Below are 17,694 nucleotides of genomic sequence, written 5' to 3' on the forward strand. Positions count from 1 at the left end.
GCCGGCCTGCTGAACAAGACCTTCGGCACCGACGCCGTCAAGCGCGGCCTCCTCGTCGGCACCGCCACCATCACCGCCCAGATCAAGTAACACCTGCCGCACCACCGCAACACGAGCACCACCGCACGACGCGAAGAGTCGCTCCGCCGATCAGGGCGGAGCGGCTCTTCGTCGTTCGCGGTTCCGCCGGCGGTCCTGCTCCTCCCAGTGGCCGAGCCTACGATCGAGCGAATGCCCGCTCCTCGCTCGACCCCCACCGACGACCGACCCGGGCCGGACGACTTCATCCGCGTCCGAGGCGCCCGCGAGAACAACCTGCGTGACGTCGACGTGGACATCCCCCGCGACCGGATCGTCGCGTTCACCGGCGTCTCCGGCTCCGGCAAGTCCTCGCTCGCCTTCGGCACCGTCTTCGCCGAGGCCCAGCGCCGGTTCCTCGAGTCCGTCGCCCCGTACGCGCGGCGGCTGATCGCGCAGGGGTCCACCCCGCACGTCGACTCGATCACCGGACTGCCGCCCGCCGTCGCCCTGCAGCAGCGTCGCGGCGCCCCGAGCTCCCGCTCCACCGTCGGCACCATGACCACGCTGTCGAACTCGATGCGCATGCTCTACTCGCGCGCCGGCACCTACCCGTCCGGCGCCGACCGGCTCGAGTCGGACTCCTTCTCGCCGAACACCGTCGCCGGCGCCTGCCCCCGGTGCCACGGCATCGGGACCGCGCACGAGGTCACCGAAGCATCGGCCGTGCACGATCCGTCGCTGAGCATCCGCGACGGCGCGATCACCGCCTGGCCCGGTGCGTGGCAGGGGAAGAACCTGCGCGACGTCACCGCCGTGCTCGGCTACGACATCGACCGCCCGTGGCGCGAGCTGTCGCGCAAGGACCGCGACTGGCTGCTCTTCACCGAGGAACAGCCCGTCGTGCAGGTGCAGCCGAAGCGTGACCGCGTGGCGAAGCCCTACAAGGGACGCTTCTGGAGCGCGCGTCAGTTCGTGCTGCACACCCTCGCCGACTCGCAGAGCGAGACCCAGCGCAAGAAGGTGCTGCAGTTCGTCGAGTCCGGCCCGTGCGGGCTCTGCGGCGGCACCGGCCTGACCCGAGCAGCACTCGCCGTCACGATCGGCGGCCACTCGATCGCCGAGCTGAACGCCCTGCCGCTGACCGGCCTGGCCGACGTCCTGCGCCCGATCGCGGCGATCACCGACGCGGCAGCGGCGACGTCGCGAGCATCGTCCGGTGAGCACACCGAGGTCGCCGTGGCGATCTCACGCGACCTGCTCACCCGCGTCGAGGTCCTGGTCGGTCTGGGCCTCGGCTACCTCGCGCTCGACCGCGCCACCCCGACGCTCTCCCCCGGCGAGAGCCAGCGGCTGCGGATCGCGACGCAGCTGCGCTCCGGCCTGTTCGGCGTCGTCTACGTGCTCGACGAACCGAGCGCCGGGCTGCACCCCGCCGATGCCGAGTCACTCGTCGACGTCCTCGACGACCTGCGCGCCGGCGGCAACAGCGTCTTCGTCGTCGAGCACGACATGAGCATCGTGCGCCGAGCCGACTGGATCGTCGACGTCGGCCCCCGCGCGGGCACCGGCGGCGGCACCGTCCTGTACAGCGGCCCGGTCGCCGGCCTGGCCGAGGTCGAGGCCTCGGTCACCCGGCGCTTCCTGGAGCCCCGGCAGCCGACCGCCGACCGCGCAGTCCGGACCCCGATCGGCACGCTCGAGCTCCGCGACCTCACCCTGCACAACCTGCGGGGGCTCGACGTCGACCTGCCGCTCGGTGTCCTCACCGCGGTCACCGGAGTGAGCGGCTCCGGCAAGTCGTCGCTCGTCGGCGGCGTCCTGCCCGGGGTCGCCACGTCGCACCCGCTCATCGACCGCGTCGTGCAGGTCGACCAGAAGCCGATCGGCCGGACACCCCGCTCGAACCTCGCCACCTACACCGGCCTGTTCGACGCGGTCCGGGCCGCCTTCGCCCAGACCGACGACGCGAAGGCCCGGGGCTGGACCGCCGGACGGTTCTCGTTCAACGTCGCCGGCGGACGGTGCGAGGTCTGCCAGGGCGAGGGGTCGGTGTCCGTCGAACTCCTCTTCCTGCCGGGCAGCTGGGCTCCGTGCCCCGAGTGCCACGGCTCCCGCTACACGGCCGAGACGCTCGAGGTCCGCTGGAACGGGGCGTCCATCGCCGACGTCCTCGGCATGACCGTCGACGAAGCGGCGCCGTTCCTGGCGTCCCTGCCCGCGGCCGGGCGGGGACTCGAGACCCTCCGCGAGGTCGGCCTCGGCTACCTGCGGCTCGGTCAGCCCGCCCCGGAGCTGTCCGGCGGCGAGGCCCAGCGCATCAAGCTCGCGACCGAGCTGCAGCGCGCGCGGACCGGCCACACCCTGTACCTGCTCGACGAGCCCACCACCGGCTTGCACCCGGCCGACGTCGAGCTGCTGACCGCCCAGCTCGCCCGTCTGACCGACGCCGGCAACACCGTCGTCGTGGTCGAGCACGCGATGGACGTCGTCGCGAGCGCCGACCACGTCATCGACATGGGTCCCTCGGGCGGTGACGACGGCGGCCGGGTCGTCGCCGCCGGTACGCCCGCCGAGGTCGCCGCCTCGACGACCAGCCGGACCGCGCCCTACCTGCGGGACCAGCTCGGAGGCTGAGCGCCCCGAACGCAGAAGTGCCCGCCAGGATCACTCCTGACGGGCACTTCGTGGCTGCCGCTGGTTACCGCTGCACCGCTTCCGGGGCGTCGTCGCGGAAGAAGTCGCTGCCACTGTGCGTGTAGCCGACCTCACCCGTCCGGCGCCACTGCTTGCGGACGCGCTTGAAGGTGGTGATGCGTGCAGGTTCGACGTTGTCGTCGCTCGTGTAGGCGCTCATGGCTGATCTCCCTGTGTGATTGGCCGTGGTTCCTTGGCCCCCCGAAATGGAGGCTAGCGAGAGGCTCCGAGCCGGGTTCGCAAATCGTCCCGGAACGTCCGTCGAACGCAGTTCCGCCCGTGAGATGGCCGCGGAGCGCAGCGCACGCGACCAGGCGGGGACGGACGGGAGGCCCGGATCACCGCCGCCGGACCGGCGGCGGTGAGTCGCGCCTCCAGGCCGGTGCACGGGGCGGACTCAGGAACGCAGGCCGAGCACCAGGTCGTGGAGCACGCGCGCTGCGCGCGCCGCGGCGTCGTCCAGGTGCTCGCGGAACTCGGTGCCGTCCGGTGCGCAGAGGTCGCTGATGCACCGGACCGACACGAACGGCATGTCGTGCACGTGGGCGAACTGCGCGATCGCGGCCGACTCCATGTCGACCGCGGCCACCTCGGGGAACGCGACCCGGAGGGAGCGGGCGCGGCCCTCGGTGACGAAGATCTCGCTCGAGCCGATCGTCGCCGACCGCAGGGGCCACGCGATGTCGGCACCCATCGCGAGTTCGACGAGCCGGGCGTCCGGCGCGTAGCCGGTCGGCATGCCGGGGACCTGACCGAGCGCGTAGCCGAACGCCGTGGCGTCGGCGTTGAGGTTGACGTACCGGTCGCCGACCACGACGTCACCGATCGAGACACCGTGCATGAGCCCGCCGGCGGTCCCGACGCTGATGACCGGGATGCCCGGGCCGAAGTCGTGGAAGCCGTGGGCGACGGCGGCCGTGGCGTTCGTGAAGCCGATGCCGCTGCGGCGCACGACGACGGTCGCACCGCCGATGTCGAGCAGCTGGTGCGGGTCGTGGCCACCGACGGGGCCGTCGAGGACGGGGACACCGCCGAAGAGGTCGGCGAAGGCCGAGACCTCTTCGCTCATGGCCGCGATGATGATCGCGACGGGTTGCTGCTGCACTGATCGATCCTCCCACGCCGGGCGCGCGCGGACGTGCAGGTCGGGTCGTCGCGGTCGCTACCGGCGGGGGTCCTGGCGGGCCAGCTCGTCGGCGACGAAGGCGGCGAGCGCGTCGGCGCCGAAGTGGTCGTCGGCGGTGATGGTGACGACGGTGCCGGTGTCGTTGCTCGCCTCGGTCTCGTCGAACAGCAGCATCTGACCGTACGCACCGTGCAGCCGCCAGAGTCGGCCGGGACCGCCCCACCCGGCCATCGCGTACCGCTCGTAGCCGGGGCCGGTGCCCTCGCGCTCCACCCAGTCGGTGTGCATCGCGTCGCACCACCGGGCGCTGACGATCGGCTGTCCGTCGACCACGCCACCGTCGCGGATCAACCGGCCGATGCGGGCGAGTTCCTCGGTGCGGAGCGACAGCCCCTCGCCCGCGGCGACGAACCCGTTCGGGCAGCGTTGCCACTCGACGTCCTGGATGCCGAGCGGCGCGAAGAGCCGCTCCGCGACGAACGCACCGACGTCACCGACCCGGGTCTCGAGCGCGCGCATCGCGGTGTAGGTGCTGGCGTTGGCGTACTGGAACACCCGGCCGCGGGACGGTCGCCGCAGGAACTCCGCCGCCAGGTCCGGCCAGTCCGTCAGCTCGGTCGCCGACCACGGCATGTCGATGCCGCTCGTCATGGTGAGCAGGTGCCGGAGGGTGACCAGGTCGACGCCGTCGCCGAGGATGAGGCCGCCCTCCGTACCGAGGCCGGTGCTGGTGCCGACCAGGTACGTCGCGATCGGTTCGTCGAAGTCGACCAGGCCGTCGTCGGCCGCGATGCCGGTGGCCAGGACACAGACGCCCTTCGCGGCGGAGTGGATCTCGCGTCGGACGTCGGCGGTCCAGTGGTGCTCGGCGACGTCGTCGGTGCCCGGAGCCGCAGTCCGCGTGCGCACGTGGATGCCGTGTGCGGCGAACCCGGTGGTGTCGATGTGCCGGACGACGGCGTCGAGGATGGTCGCAGCGGTGTGCACACCCCATCCTCTCGTGGCCGAGCGGCATGCATGGCCGTTCGTGGCCGAGCGGCTGCGGGGACGGGCAGGGGCCGCCGCGTACCGTCCGGCTCGTGTCCGACGAACAGCCCCGCCGCCCCGATCCCACCCGCGTCGGCGACCAGCCCGCACTCCGGACGGCGTCGGGTTCGAACTGGCTCGTGTGGGGAGCCGTCACGACCGTGATCGTCGCCGCGGTGATGGTGCTCATGGCGATCCGTGCGCCAGCGATCGGGTGGCCGGCGCTGGTGCTCGTCGTCGTGTTGTTCGTGACGATGGTCGTGGTGCGGGCCGCCGTCCGGCCGCAGCGCACGCGACTCGTGACCCTGGCCGTGCTCGACCTCGGCATCGTGGTCGTCGGGCTGGTCGCGACCCTCGCGGTGCTCTACTCGACGCCGACGGGCTGATCTGGCGGACCGAGAGGGCGTCGGCGCGACCTGCCGGCGTCGCGATGCCTCGACGCAGCGCCGTGGAGGTCCACCCGGGCGCCGTGGGGAGTCCGCCGGGTCGTCCCGCGGACGCGGAAGACGCGATCGAGCACGTCCGCGTCGAGGACGTCAGCGGGCACGCCGTCGGCCGCGACCCCTCCGCCGTCGAGGACGACGAGGTGATCGCAGTACCGCGCTGCCAGGTCCAGGTCGTGGAGCACGATCACGACGGTGTTCGCTCCGGTCGACAGCAGGTCGAGCAGCTCGAACTGGTGGTGCACGTCGAGGTGGTTGAGCGGCTCGTCGAGCACGAGGACGTCCGGTGTCTGGGCGAGTGCACGCGCGACCTGCACCCGTTGCCGCTCACCACCGGACAACCCGCTCCAGCGCCGCTGGTCCGTCCCGGCCATCCCGACCTCGGCGAGCGCGGCGCGGCAGACCTCGTCGGCGTCCTCGTCGAGTGCCCCCAGGCGTGATCGGTACGGCAGGCGTCCGAGCCGCACGACGTCGAGGACGCGGTGGTCGATCTCCGCGTGCCCCTGCTGCTCGACGAACGCGAGCCTCCGAGCGACCGATCGACGCGGCAGGGTCCGCAGGTCGGTGTCATCGAGCGTGACGGTGCCGTGGTCCGGAGGCGTGACACCCGCCAGGCACCGTGCGAGCGTCGACTTGCCGGAGCCGTTCGGCCCGACGATTCCGGTCATCCGCCCGGAGGGCGCGATCATGTCGACGCCGGTGAGTAGGTCGACTCCGTGGACGGATCGCCCGAGGTCGCGCGCCTCCAGCACGCCGGGGTCCTCGCTGATCACCCGCTGCTCGCTCATGCGCGCTGCCCTCGGCGCAGCACGACCAGGAACGTCGGGACACCGATGAGCGCCGTCACGACGCCGACCGGGATCTGGTGCGGTGCGAACGCGAGACGGCCGACGAGGTCCGCGACGACCAGGAACACACCCCCGGCGAGCGCGGACACCGGGAGCAGGAGACGGTGCCCCGGTCCGACGAGCATGCGGGCGGCGTGCGGGACGACGAGCCCCACGAAGCCGATGGCGCCGACCGCAGCGACGACTGCCGCGGTGGTCGCAGCCGCGCCGACGAGCACGATGATCCGCAGGAGCCGGACGTCGATGCCGAGTGCGACCGCGGCGTCGTGCCCGAAGACGAACGCGTCGAGCGCGGGTGCGACGGCCACGAACACCACCGTGGCGACGACCACCACGACGGCACACACGGCGACGGACGACCACCGGGCCGCTGCGAGGGAGCCGAGCAACCAGTACGTGATGCCGCGGGTCGCGTCCGCGTCTCCCCATGCCGTGACGACGAGCGACGTCACGGCGGAGAAGAGCTGGCCGACGACCACTCCGGTCAGGACGACGCGACTCGTGCTCGCGGTGTCCCGCCCCATGAGCGCGAAGACCAGCGCGAAGGACAGGAGCCCACCGGCCAGCGCACCCCCTGCGAGTGTGACCGAGCCCGCGCCGATGCCGAGGACCAGGACGAGGACCGCTCCCGTCGACGCGCCGGACGAGATGCCGAGCAGGTAGGGCTCGGCGAGCACGTTGCGGGTGACGGCCTGCAGGACACACCCGCACACCGCCAGTCCCGCGCCGGCTGCCGCCGCGAGCAGCACACGCGGCAGCCGCAGCTGCCAGACCACCGAGTCCGCCAACGGAGCCAGGGGCGTGACCGGCAGGCCGAGGTGCGTGCCGATCGACCGGACCGTGTCGGTCCACGTGATGGTCCCCCCGGCGAGCGCCACGCCCGCGAGGACGACGACCACGAGCGCCGCCGACAGCACCGGCACGACGATCGCGCCGCGCAGCGCGGTCGGGGTCACCGGCGGGCGAGCACGACGAAGTCGTCGAGGTACTGCCAGACCGGGCCGACCTCGGCGAACCCGGCGACCTCGAGTGCCGCGACGTGGAAGTCGAGGCTGAGTTCCGGGTTCGGCGGGCGGTGCTCGAACCGCCGCTCCCGCTCGCCGACGAGCCGTCCGTACCGTTCGATCGCGGTCACCTCCGCGAACCACTGGTCCCAGTCGAGCGCACCGGCGGCTCGGTCGGTCTGCTGCGTCCGCTCGTCGTCGAGGGCGCTGAGCTCCGCGAACAGCGTCCGCCCGTCCAGGTGACGCAGATGGTCGGCGTTCATCACCACGCCGCCGGGGGCGAGGAGCGAACCGAGGTCGTTGTAGACACGGCTCAGGACGTCCGACGGCAACCAGTGCAGGGCGGTCGAACTGAGGACCGCGTCGGGGACGACGCCGTTCAGTCCGGCCGTCCAGTCGCGGTCCCACAGGTCGGCGTCGACGAAGCGCACCGGCTGTCCGGCGAGTGCGGTCCGGCCGAGCTCCAGGAGCACCGGGTCGTAGTCGACGGCGATGCAGGTGACGTCCGGGCGACGGGCGGTGATGCGTTGGCTGATCGAGCCGGGACCACTGGCCAGGTCGAGCACCACACCGCCCCGCGGGACGACGTGGTCGACGACGTCGAGCATGACCGCGAAGCGCTGCTCGCGGTGCGTGATGTAGGCAGCCTGCTGGGTGTCCCACGACGCGAGCAGGGCGAGTGCCTGCTCGGTCTCGGCAGCCGTGGGGGTGGTGGTCGTGGTCGTCATCGTTCCTCCGAGTACTCGGTCAGGGCGGTGGAGACGGTCTCCAGGGCGTCGATGCTGCGCACCGACGGGTCGAGCTCGGTCGCCGGGACGGCGATGAGGTGGTCGTCGCGGACGGCGCTGAGCCGCTTCGTCACGTCGTCGGTCCGGAGCTGTTCGATCTTGTCGTCGGCACTGTCGCCGGGCAGACCGCGGGACAGGTCGGCGACCACGATGACGTCGGGGTCCCGCTGCGCGATCTCGTCCCAGCTCGTCTCACCCCACTGCGCGTCGAGGTCATCGAACGCGTTGGTCCCCCCGGCGACGCGACCCATCGTGTCGGCGAGTCCGTTCGCACCGGCCACCACGGGGGCGCCGTTCACGGACGAGTACAACCACACGATCGAGGGCTCGCCGGTGTCGGGTGCCGCAGCGGTGACCTGCTCGAGGGTGGCTCGCTGGTCGGCCACGAGTCCACGCGCGCGCTCCGGGACGCCGAACACCCGGGCGATGTCGGTGACCTCGTCGAGGATCGCGTCGAACCCGACCTCGTCGGGGATGAGCGCCGGGTCTTCGCAGTCGTTGGACGACAGGTACGCGGGCACGCCGAGGTCGACGAGCTCCTCCCGACTGCCTGCGGCTTCGGAGGCGAAGGCCGACGCCCGCATCGAGTACACGAAGTCGGGGTTCGTCTCGCGGAGCTGCTCGGTGGTCGGGTACTGCTCGGCGAGCACCGGGACACCGTCGTACGCGTCTCGCCATTCGGGCGCGACGGCGTCGGTGAGGTAGCTGGTCCCGACCATCCGACTCTGCAGGCCGAGCGCGAGCATGACCTCGGTCGCTCCCTGCTCGAGCGCCACTGCCCGTTTCGGGGGTTCGGGGACGGTGAGCTGCATCCCGCAGCTCGTCACCGTGGTGGCGGAGGCCCTGGGAGATGCTCCACCGGCGGCGGTCGGGCCCGCGCAGCTCGCGAGCGTGAGCGCGACGAGAGCGACTGCTCCCGTGATAACGATTTTCATGTGCATGAGGCTATGGGGCGATCGCGAGCACGACAAATCGGCAGCCCGAGAACGCGGCCGGTGCACGTCGCCGCACCGCGACGCGCCCGCTGCAGATGTGGGCGGTCAGAGCCGGAGGAGCACGCCCGCAACGAGCCGCAGCAGCAGGGAGACCACGCCGACCGCGGCGATCCCGACCGAAACGACCGACCGACGGCGCTGGCGCGGCCCTCGACGATCGTGATGACGGACGGGAGGCCCGTGGCGGTCCCGCACCGCGCCTCCAGCCCGATGGCTGGTCGCGGCCGGTGCGCCCGGTCGGCTACGCGCTGTCGGTCACCGGCTGCGCCTGCCGCAGCCCGGTGACCAGGAGGGTCACAATCGTCCGGACGTCGTAGTCGGGGTCCTGAGGACTCCACGCCACCAGGTCGCCGACGGCCCGGAGCAGCTGGTAGGGCGGGGTCGGTGCGGCCACCTCGCCGGACGCCCGCGCGGCGTCGAGCAGCCGGCCGAGCACGGGCACGAGCTCGTCGACGAACAGCGTGTGCAGCGCCGTGAAGCCGTCGGCGTCGCCCTCCCAGACACGCGCCAGGCCGTGCTTGGTGCCGAGGAAGTCGACGAACTGGTGCACCCAGTGCAGCAGGGCGGCGAACGCTGTCGGCTCGGAGTCGAGCAACGCCGGCCCCGCGTCGACCAGGGCCTCGATCTGGTGGCGGTAGACGGCGACGACCAGGTCCGAACGGGTCGGGAAGTGCCGGTAGAGCGTGCCCACCCCGACACCGGCGGCGGTGGCGACCTCGCGCACCGGTGCGCCGACGCCCGAGGCCGCGAAGACCGCGGCAGCGGCGTCGAGGATCGTGCGCTCGTTGCGCTCGACGTCGCGACGGCGACGCGGCGCGGGGTCGGTCGACGGGGTGCTCATGCGTCGATCATCGCACGACACCGATGCGATCCGGAACAACGCTCCGCTTCCCCTTGCAATCCGGATCGTTGTTCCGTATCGTTCCGGAACGTCGCTCCGTTTCAGGCGGCACGTTGCAGCTCGAATTGAAGGAGCACCACTCGTGATCACCGACCAGCACCCCCAGCCCAGCGGCTTCACCGCCGCCTCCACCGCCGCCGACGTCCTGCACGGCGTCGACCTGACCGGCCGGCACGTCGTCGTGACCGGCGGACACAGCCGCCTCGGCCGCGAGACCAGCCGCGCCCTCGCGGCGGCCGGCGCCGACGTCACCGTCGCGTCCCGCGACGTCGACCGGGCATCCGCCGCCGTCGCGAGCATCCCCGGTGTCCGCGTCGAGCCCCTCGACCTCACCGACCCGTCGTCGGTCGACGCCTTCGCCGCACGTTGGTCGGCCTCCGGCCGTCCACTGCACATGCTCGTGAACAGCGCCGCGATGCTCTTCACCCCCGACCGCCGGCTCGACGGCCGCGGCAACGAGCTGGCGTTCTCGACGACGCACCTCGGGCACTTCCAGCTGACGCGGGCGCTCCTGCCCGCCCTGCTGGAGGCCCGTGGTGCGCGGGTCCTGACCGTCACCTCCGGCGCGGCGCGGTTCGGGCAGATCCGGTGGGACGACCTGACGTTCGCGCACGGGTACGACCCGGTCACCGCGTACGGGCAGTCGAAGCGGGCGAACGTCCTGTTCACGGTGGAACTCGACCGCCGGTACGCCGACCAGGGCATCCGCGCCTTCGCCGCACACCCGGGCGTCATCATCGGATCCGGCCCGCACGACGCTTCTCGGATCGCCTCGTACCGGGAGCAGGGACTGGTCGACGACCACGGGGTGACCGTCATCGATCCCGAGGTCGGCAAGAAGACCGTCGAGCAGGGCGCCGCGACGCTCGTGTTCGGTGCCGCGAGCCCGCTGCTCGACGGCGCCGGCGGGGTCTACCTGAAGGACAGCGACGTCGCCGTGATCGACGACCGGGTCCTGCCCCTCACCGCGGACCGCATCCCGTCGGACGCGAACTCGGCGATGCTCGACGCCGACGATGCCCGGCGGCTGTGGGAGGTCAGCGAGGGACTCCTGGCCTGATCGCCGTCGGCCGGGGGCTCCATTCTGCTCACTGGCCGCGCTGTCCTCGCTACTGTGTGACGGTGCTGACCGTGCGGATCGAGAGCCCCCGGCAGGACGACGTCCTGCACCTGTTGCAGCAGGGTGACGACTACGGACTGAGCCTCTACGCTGCCGAGAACTACCACGCCCTCGACGTCGACGACCTGGACCAGCCCGACGTCACGTTCCTGGTGGCGCGTGAGGACGGCGCCGCCCTCGGCACGGTGGCGCTCGTCGACGCCGGGGACGGCACCGGCGAGGTCAAGCGCATGTTCGTGAGCGACGCCGCGCGTGGGCTCGGCGTGGGGACGCGGCTGCTCGACGCCCTGCACGACCGGGCCCGCGCGGTCGGCATCCGGACCGTCCGGCTCGAGACCGGCCTGCCGCAGGCCGCGGCGATCGCGCTGTACCGGAAGGCCGGGTACGCGGACATCCCCCGGTTCGGTCCGTACGTCGACGACCCGACGAGCGTGTGCATGGAGCAGCAGCTCGTCTGATCGGTGCTCGGTCCCGACGTAGGATCGCGTGTGAGCTCCGAGCACCCCGAACCCAGCGGCATCGACCCCGACGACCTGAGCGTCGCGCTCCGGGTGCTCGAGCAGCTGCCGTCGATCGACGAGACGCATCCGGACTTCATCCGGGTCCGCCGGGCCACCGCGAAGATGTTCAAGGCCGTCAAGCGTGCGCACCGTCTCGAGAAGCGCAGCGTCATCGCCGAGGCCGACCGCCGTGTGATCGCCGCCACCGCCACCGGGGCCGCCGACCGGATCGACGACGAGACCCGCGGCGTCCTGATCAGCGCCTCGACCGCGTCGACCACCGCGGGCACCCTGCTGAAGTCACGGCCCTGCTACATGTGCAAGCAGCACTACACGGTCGTCGACGCGTTCTACCACCAGCTCTGCCCGGCGTGCGCTCGTGTGAGCCACGCGAAGCGCGAGGCCCGGACGGACCTGACCGGCAAGCGGGCGCTGCTCACCGGCGGCCGCGCGAAGATCGGCATGTACATCGCCCTCCGGCTGCTGCGCGACGGGGCCCACACCACCATCACCACGCGGTTCCCCCGCGACGCGGTGCGCCGCTTCGCGAGCCTGCCGGACTCCGCCGACTGGATGGACCGCCTGAAGGTCGTCGGCATCGACCTGCGCGACCCCGCCCAGGTGATCGGGCTCGCCGAGGATGTGGCCGCGGCCGGTCCCCTCGACATCCTGATCAACAACGCCACACAGACCGTGCGCCGGTCGACCGGCGCCTACCAGCCGCTGGTCGACGTGGAACTCGCGCCGCTGCCCGACGGACCGCTGCCCGAACTCGTCACCTTCGGGCACACGAACGACCAGCACCCGCTGGCGCTCGCACGATCGGTGGCCGCGCACCCGATCCTCGCGGCCGCCGCAGCCCGAGCCGACGAGCTGACCGAGCAGGCGATGGCGCCGGGATCGAGCTCGCTCGAACGGCTCGCCCTGGGCACCGCGATCGACGCCGGCGGCCTGGTCCCCGACCTGCACGACGAGAACTCGTGGACCCAGCAGGTCGACGAGGTCGACCCACTCGAGATGCTCGAGGTCCAGCTGGCCAACACGACCGCACCGTTCATCCTGATCTCGAAGCTCCGCCCCGCGATGGCCGCGAGCACAGGACGCCGCACCTACGTGGTGAACGTCAGCGCCATGGAGGGGGTGTTCGGCCGCGCGTACAAGGGGCCGGGACACCCGCACACGAACATGGCGAAGGCCGCCGTGAACATGCTCACCCGCACGAGCGCGCAGGAGATGTTCGAGACCGACGACATCCTGATGACGAGCGTCGACACCGGCTGGATCACCGACGAACGCCCGCACCCGACGAAGGTCCGGCTCGCCGAAGAGGGCTTCCACGCACCGCTCGACCTGGTCGACGGGGCAGCACGCGTCTACGACCCGATCGTCCGGGGCGAAGCCGGCGACGACCTGTTCGGGGTCTTCCTGAAGGACTACGCGCCGAGCTCGTGGTGACGAGGCGCTGACCGGACCGGTTCCGTCAGTGCTTCGACGGGTCGTGTCCTGCGGCAGGACCGCGGCGAAGCGCACCAGGAAGTCGCGCACCACCGTCAGGGGTGACGACCCGGCGATCGGTGCTCCCACGGCTGCGCACGATGACCGGAGGCGCGGTACAGGTGGGTCGGCAGACCCACGTGCACCGCGCCTCCGGTCAGGATCGCCGCGAACGCAGCGTCAGCGGCATCAGCCGCGGATGAACGCGAGGATGTCCGGGTTGATGACGTCCGCGTGGGTCGTCAGCATGCCGTGCGGGTAGCCCTCGTAGATCTTCAAGGTCGAGTCGCTCAGGAGTTCGGCCTGCTTCAGCGCGGCGTCCTGGTACGGCACGACCTGGTCGTCGTCACCCTGCAGGACGAGGACGGGCACGGTGATGGCTCGCAGGTCGTCGGTCTGGTCCGTCTCCGAGAACGCCTTGATGCCCTCGTAGTGCGCGACGGCGCTGCCGGTCATGCCCTGACGCCACCAGTTCGCGATGACCGGCTCCGACGGCGTCACGCCGTCGCGGTTGAAGCCGTAGAACGGGCCGGACGCGACGGCCTGGAAGAACTCAGCACGGTTCGCAGCGAGTGCCTGGCGGAACCCGTCGAAGACCGAGATGTCGGTGCCCTCGGGGTTCGCGTCGGTCTTCACCATCAGCGGCGGCACGGCGGACACGAGGACCGCCTTCGCGACCCGGCCCTGGGGCTGGCCGTACTGGGCGACGTAGCGAGCGACCTGGCCGCCGCCGGTGGAGTGGCCGATGTGGACGGCGTCGTGCAGGTCGAGGTGCTCGACGACCGCGGACACGTCGCTCGCGTAGTGGTCCATGTCGTGGCCGGTGCCGATCTGCGACGAGCGGCCGTGACCGCGTCGGTCGGTCGCGATGACGCGGAAGCCCTCGGCCAGGAAGAACAGCATCTGCGCGTCCCAGTCGTCCGAGGACAGCGGCCAGCCGTGGTGGAAGACGATCGGCTGCGCGTCTGCGTTGCCCCAGTCCTTGAAGTAGATCTCTGCACCGTCGTCGGTGGTCACGTAACCCATGGTTGCTCTCCTGTGCTGTTCTGCGGTTGTGGTGGTCGGTGGGTGGTCAGCCGAGTTCGGCGACGGCGTCGGTGATGAACGCCGCGACCTCGGTGGGGTGCGTCTGCATCACCAGGTGCGGTCCGTCGATCTCGATCACCTTGCGGACGCCGGCGCGCTGGTAGCCGAAGCGCTCGACGTCCGGGTTGATGGTGTGGTCGGCGCTGGAGACGATGCCCCAGGACGGCTTGGTCCGCCACGCCGCGACGGATGCGGGCTCACCGAACGCGACGGCGGACAGCGGACGCTGCGAGACCGCGAGGACCTCGGCCTTCTCGAGATCGAGGCCACCCGCGAAGACGGCGGGGAAGGCGTCGATGGCCACGGAGACGTCGGTGCCGGGCTCGGCGCCGTCGACGGGGTACGGCGCGTACACCAGGTTCGCGGCGAGGTCGCTGTCGGGGAAGCCGCCCTGCAGGGCGCCGAGGCTCTCGCCCTCCTCGAGTGCGTACGCGGCGACGAAGACGAGGCCGACGACGTTCTCGGCGACGCCGGCGACGGTGAGGACCGCGCCGCCGTAGGAGTGCCCGACGAGCAGGACCGGTCCGTCGATCTGCTCGACGAAGGACTTGATGTAGGCCGCGTCGCCGGACAGGCTGCGGTTGAACACGGGTGGGACGAGGACCTTGTGACCCTGGTCGAAGAGGAGCTTCGTGACGGGCGCCCAGCTGCCGGCATCGGCGAAGGCTCCGTGGACGAGGACGATGGTGGGGGATCTGGTCACGGTGCGGTCCTTCCTGGTCCGCAGCCGGTGCCACGAACCGGCGTCGGTGTGGAAGCGGTGCTCCCGTCCGAGACGCTAGGGGCGCGGACCGGCGGTGCACATCGGTCGCGATGACCGATATCTGCCGTCCTGTGACTTAGTCGGTCGTGGGCCGGGGTGTCAGTCGGTCGCCGGCTGGTCGTGCGCCGCTGTCGCTGTCGTCGCTGTCGTCGCTGTCGTCGCTGTCGTCGTCTCGGGCGCCAGCGCCGACGGCAGCTGCTGCCGAGTCGAGACGCCGAGCTTCCGGAACGCCGCGTACAGGTGCGCACCCACCGTCCGGGGCGAGACGAAGAGGTGTTCACCGATGGCACGGTTGCTCATCCCCTGGGCTGCGAGCGCGCAGACCCGGAGCTCCTGTGGGGTGAGCAGCTCGATGTTGCGCTGACCGGTCGTCGGCAGCCGCTCGCCCGTGGCACGGATGGCGTCCCGCGTCCGCTCTTCCCAGGTCGGGGCGGGCATCGCCTCGAAGAGGTCCAGCGCGGCGTGCAGGACGGCGCGGGCGGTGGTGGTGCGGTTCGTGCGACGCAGGCGGCGACCGAGTCGCAGGAACGCTCGGGCCTGCAGGTACGGGATCGGCCAGCGTTCGTGCCGCAGCGTCGCCCACGCCGCCTCGAGGCCGTCGTCGTCGATCAGGGCGGTCCGGGCGTACTCGACGGCGGCCTGGACCATCGGGGCGTGCCAGCGCGCTAGGAGCCGCTCGAGGTCCGCCAACCGCTGGTCGGCGTCCGGACGGTTGCCGGACTCCAGCGCGGCGTCGACGTAGTCGTGGGAGGTCAGGACGGCGAAGGACGGGTTGAATGCGTCGTCGTCGGGGTCGAACAGGCGACGGAGGGGTTCGAGCGCTTCCGCTGCTCGGCCCGAGTGCAGGTGCGCCAACCCCGTCGCGCCGAGGAGCGTTGCGCGCATCGCACTCGAGCGGAGTACCTGCGCGCCCGCCTCGGTCCCGCCGGCGATCCGTTCGGCGTCGGGGTACCTGCCCTCGAGCGCGTCGAACCACGCGAGCGCGCACCGCGCCGCTGCGGAGAAACCGGCGTCACCCAGGTCACGGCCGAGCGATGCGGCCTGTTCCGCGAGGACTCGCGCCCTGGCGACGTCCCCGGCCAGGTAGGTGGTCATCGAGGTCCCCATGAGCGCCTGTGGGAACGTCCGCAGCTCACCACGCGCCTGCATGCTCGCGAGGGCGCGGTCGAGCAGGACGCGAGCCGTGTCGATCTCGCCCACCAGGTTCAGCGCGTAGCCCAGGAGCCAGGCCGACGCTTCGTCCTGGGCCGTCGGCGCCGCCGCCAGCGCCAGCTCTCGGACACGATCGCCCCGCGCCACCGGCTCGGTCCGTGCGGCGAGCAGGAGCGACCGCGGGTCGTCCTCGGGCAGCGCGAGGGCTTCGACGGCGACGAGCATCGGGTCGCCCGGGTCCGCCTCGGAGGTGTGGTCCCAGGCGATCGCAGCCAGGTGCAGCAGCGCGTCGGTGGCCTGCTCGACCCCACCGGCCGCCTGCATCTCGGAGACGGCGTGGAGCGCCGGTCCGAGGTCGCCGACGGCCAGGCCGGTCCGACCGGTGGGCAGGGTCTCGGCGACCCACGCCGCGCGTGCCGCGAGCAGCCGACCGGGCGCCTCGTCGCGTGCTCGCTGCACCAGGAGTGACGCTTCCGAGATCCTGCCGGACAGTCCGGCGAGTTCCGCCGCGACGATGCGCCGCTCCACGCGTCTGGACACGTCGGAGGTCAGTTCGGCCGCGCGTTCGTACGCCCGGCTCGCGACGAACGGGTCGGACATCGCCGTCCGTCCTTCGCCGATCGCGGCTATCTCGTCTGCGAGTGACTCGTCGTGACCGGTGGCGAGTTCGGCGCGCCACCAGGTCGTCCGGGGCGGATCGTCCTGGTGTTCGATCACGAGCGACCGCAGGACGGCGGTGCGCTCCGTCGGGGACGCAGCCGACAGGACGGCCGACTGCACGAGCGGGTGTCGGAACCGGATCGCACGCGGAGCGACCCACTCGAGGAGCGAGGACGCCGATGCCTGCTCCGTCCACGTCGGTGCCGGGAAGCGCCCGATCGCGCGTGCAGCCACCCGGGCTGCCTCCTCGGCACTGGTGCTGCCGGACAGCGCCACGGCGAGGATGGCCAACCTGACCGACTGGTCGAGCTCCGTGAACCGGGCGGTGAACTCCTGCTCGACCCGGCCCACGACAGGGCGTTCCCGCGTGCGGTCCACCGCCGCGGCCGGCCGCCCGAGTTCGTGCAGCGCCAACGGGTTGCCCTCGGCGCGGAGCACGAGGTCGCGCCGAGCTTGACCCGTGGGCGCTCCGGAGATCCCGTCGAGCAGTTCGTCGGCAGCCGATTCGTCGAGCGGACCGAGGTGCAGACGTCGGATGCCCGGGGTCTCCACCATGTCGGTGTTCCTCGTGGTCATGACGATGACGACCGGGTCCTCGCCGACACGGCGGGCCATCATGCGCAGCGCCCACTCGGACGGCGCATCCATCCAGTGCAGGTCCTCGGCGACGACCACGAGTGGACGTTCGCTGGCGGCGTCGGAGAGCAGCGTCAGTGCGGCGAGGCCGGCGAGCAGCGGCGAGGGCTGGACTCCCGTCGCGACACCGAAGGCGACGTCCAGCGCGCGTCGCTGCGGTGCCGGTAGGTTCGCGATGCCGCCGCGCAGCGGGTACAGGAGCATGTGGAGCGCGGCGTACGGCTCAGCTGACTCCGCCAGGGTGCCGGTGGTCGTGATCGCTCGCACCCCGTGGGTGTTCGCGTACTCGAGCAGATCGGTGACCAGCGATGACTTGCCGATTCCCGCTTCGCCGTCGACCACGAACGCAGAACCACCGCGAACGACGTCGCGGACGGCTTCTCGGAGGGCCGCGCTCTCTCGCTGACGCCCGATGACGGGCCGCACCATCGTCACCC

At 71.8% G+C, this 17,694-nt stretch carries 16 protein-coding genes; 5 read left to right on the forward strand and 11 right to left on the reverse strand.

Features of this window, described 5'->3' with window-relative positions:
* The first annotated feature begins 231 nt into the window (after nt 1-231).
* Nucleotides 232-2,655: an excinuclease ABC subunit UvrA gene (locus DEJ17_RS16210; RefSeq protein WP_110895287.1), complete on the forward strand. Its 2,424-nt coding sequence runs from the start codon at nt 232-234 to the stop codon at nt 2,653-2,655.
* Between the two features lie 64 nt (nt 2,656-2,719).
* Here the strand turns inward: DEJ17_RS16210 and DEJ17_RS17915 are convergent, their stop codons facing one another.
* From DEJ17_RS17915 to DEJ17_RS16220, 3 genes are all read right to left on the reverse strand, one after another.
* Complete coding sequence (locus tag DEJ17_RS17915) at nt 2,720-2,875, reverse strand: hypothetical protein (RefSeq protein WP_181419963.1); 156 nt, start codon at nt 2,873-2,875, stop codon at nt 2,720-2,722.
* A 237-nt stretch (nt 2,876-3,112) separates the two neighbouring features.
* On the reverse strand, nt 3,113-3,820 hold the full coding sequence (gene mtnN, locus DEJ17_RS16215) for a 5'-methylthioadenosine/S-adenosylhomocysteine nucleosidase (RefSeq protein WP_110895289.1): 708 nt from the start codon (nt 3,818-3,820) through the stop codon (nt 3,113-3,115).
* A gap of 57 nt (nt 3,821-3,877) precedes the next feature.
* Nucleotides 3,878-4,828: a serine hydrolase gene (locus DEJ17_RS16220; protein ID WP_110895291.1), complete on the reverse strand. Its 951-nt coding sequence runs from the start codon at nt 4,826-4,828 to the stop codon at nt 3,878-3,880.
* 92 nt (nt 4,829-4,920) lie between these two features.
* Between DEJ17_RS16220 and DEJ17_RS16225 the strand changes: the two genes are divergently transcribed.
* A complete protein-coding gene (locus DEJ17_RS16225; RefSeq protein ID WP_110895293.1) occupies nt 4,921-5,253 on the forward strand; it encodes a hypothetical protein in 333 nt (110 codons plus the stop codon).
* Here the strand turns inward: DEJ17_RS16225 and DEJ17_RS16230 are convergent.
* The 5 genes from DEJ17_RS16230 to DEJ17_RS16250 form a co-directional block, all read right to left on the reverse strand.
* A complete protein-coding gene (locus DEJ17_RS16230; RefSeq protein ID WP_110895295.1) occupies nt 5,232-6,098 on the reverse strand; it encodes an ABC transporter ATP-binding protein in 867 nt (288 codons plus the stop codon). The genes DEJ17_RS16225 and DEJ17_RS16230 overlap by 22 nt on opposite strands.
* Complete coding sequence (locus tag DEJ17_RS16235; RefSeq protein WP_220033671.1) at nt 6,095-7,114, reverse strand: iron ABC transporter permease; 1,020 nt, start codon at nt 7,112-7,114, stop codon at nt 6,095-6,097. The genes DEJ17_RS16230 and DEJ17_RS16235 overlap by 4 nt, the downstream gene beginning before the upstream one ends.
* Nucleotides 7,111-7,890 (reverse strand): trans-aconitate 2-methyltransferase, encoded by a 780-nt coding sequence (locus tag DEJ17_RS16240; RefSeq protein ID WP_110895297.1) that lies wholly within the window; start codon nt 7,888-7,890, stop codon nt 7,111-7,113. Before DEJ17_RS16240 ends, DEJ17_RS16235 begins: the two co-directional genes overlap by 4 nt.
* A complete protein-coding gene (locus tag DEJ17_RS16245) occupies nt 7,887-8,885 on the reverse strand; it encodes an ABC transporter substrate-binding protein (protein WP_181421260.1) in 999 nt (332 codons plus the stop codon). Before DEJ17_RS16245 ends, DEJ17_RS16240 begins: the two co-directional genes overlap by 4 nt.
* Nucleotides 8,886-9,186: 301 nt before the next feature.
* A complete protein-coding gene (locus tag DEJ17_RS16250; RefSeq protein WP_110895301.1) occupies nt 9,187-9,786 on the reverse strand; it encodes a TetR/AcrR family transcriptional regulator in 600 nt (199 codons plus the stop codon).
* 142 nt (nt 9,787-9,928) lie between these two features.
* Here DEJ17_RS16250 and DEJ17_RS16255 point away from each other — a divergent pair, with 142 nt between their 5' ends.
* The 3 genes from DEJ17_RS16255 (at nt 9,929) to DEJ17_RS16265 (ending at nt 12,921) form a co-directional block, all read left to right on the forward strand.
* On the forward strand, nt 9,929-10,906 hold the full coding sequence (locus DEJ17_RS16255) for an SDR family NAD(P)-dependent oxidoreductase (RefSeq protein WP_110895303.1): 978 nt from the start codon (nt 9,929-9,931) through the stop codon (nt 10,904-10,906).
* 62 nt (nt 10,907-10,968) lie between these two features.
* Nucleotides 10,969-11,424 carry a GNAT family N-acetyltransferase gene (locus tag DEJ17_RS16260; protein ID WP_258366867.1) on the forward strand — a complete coding sequence of 152 codons (456 nt, stop codon included), beginning with the start codon at nt 10,969-10,971 and terminating at the stop codon, nt 11,422-11,424.
* A 30-nt stretch (nt 11,425-11,454) separates the two neighbouring features.
* Entirely contained in the window at nt 11,455-12,921 is a 1,467-nt protein-coding gene (locus DEJ17_RS16265) for an SDR family oxidoreductase (RefSeq protein WP_110895307.1), read from the forward strand.
* Between the two features lie 228 nt (nt 12,922-13,149).
* Here DEJ17_RS16265 and DEJ17_RS16270 read toward each other — a convergent pair whose 3' ends face one another.
* From DEJ17_RS16270 to DEJ17_RS16280, 3 genes are all read right to left on the reverse strand, one after another.
* The gene (locus tag DEJ17_RS16270; RefSeq protein WP_110858899.1) at nt 13,150-13,986 is read right to left on the reverse strand and encodes an alpha/beta fold hydrolase; all 837 of its coding nucleotides are present in this window, start codon (nt 13,984-13,986) and stop codon (nt 13,150-13,152) included.
* A 46-nt stretch (nt 13,987-14,032) separates the two neighbouring features.
* Nucleotides 14,033-14,749, reverse strand: coding sequence for an alpha/beta fold hydrolase (locus DEJ17_RS16275; RefSeq protein ID WP_110895309.1), 717 nt, complete (start codon nt 14,747-14,749; stop codon nt 14,033-14,035).
* A 159-nt stretch (nt 14,750-14,908) separates the two neighbouring features.
* The gene (locus DEJ17_RS16280; protein WP_110895311.1) at nt 14,909-17,686 is read right to left on the reverse strand and encodes a LuxR family transcriptional regulator; all 2,778 of its coding nucleotides are present in this window, start codon (nt 17,684-17,686) and stop codon (nt 14,909-14,911) included.
* Nucleotides 17,687-17,694 lie beyond the last annotated feature (8 nt).

This window comes from Curtobacterium sp. MCSS17_011 (assembly GCF_003224275.1).
In the GTDB taxonomy this organism is placed as follows: domain Bacteria; phylum Actinomycetota; class Actinomycetes; order Actinomycetales; family Microbacteriaceae; genus Curtobacterium.

Coding starts and splice junctions, on each gene's coding strand:
- DEJ17_RS16210 (WP_110895287.1), top strand. CDS start 232: ATGCCCGCTCCTCGCTCGACCCCCACCGACGACCGACCCGGGCCGGAC.
- DEJ17_RS17915 (WP_181419963.1), bottom strand. CDS start 2,875: ATGAGCGCCTACACGAGCGACGACAACGTCGAACCTGCACGCATCACC.
- DEJ17_RS16230 (WP_110895295.1), bottom strand. CDS start 6,098: ATGAGCGAGCAGCGGGTGATCAGCGAGGACCCCGGCGTGCTGGAGGCG.
- DEJ17_RS16240 (WP_110895297.1), bottom strand. CDS start 7,890: ATGACGACCACGACCACCACCCCCACGGCTGCCGAGACCGAGCAGGCA.
- DEJ17_RS16245 (WP_181421260.1), bottom strand. CDS start 8,885: ATGAAAATCGTTATCACGGGAGCAGTCGCTCTCGTCGCGCTCACGCTC.
- DEJ17_RS16250 (WP_110895301.1), bottom strand. CDS start 9,786: ATGAGCACCCCGTCGACCGACCCCGCGCCGCGTCGCCGTCGCGACGTC.
- DEJ17_RS16270 (WP_110858899.1), bottom strand. CDS start 13,986: ATGGGTTACGTGACCACCGACGACGGTGCAGAGATCTACTTCAAGGAC.
- DEJ17_RS16280 (WP_110895311.1), bottom strand. CDS start 17,686: ATGGTGCGGCCCGTCATCGGGCGTCAGCGAGAGAGCGCGGCCCTCCGA.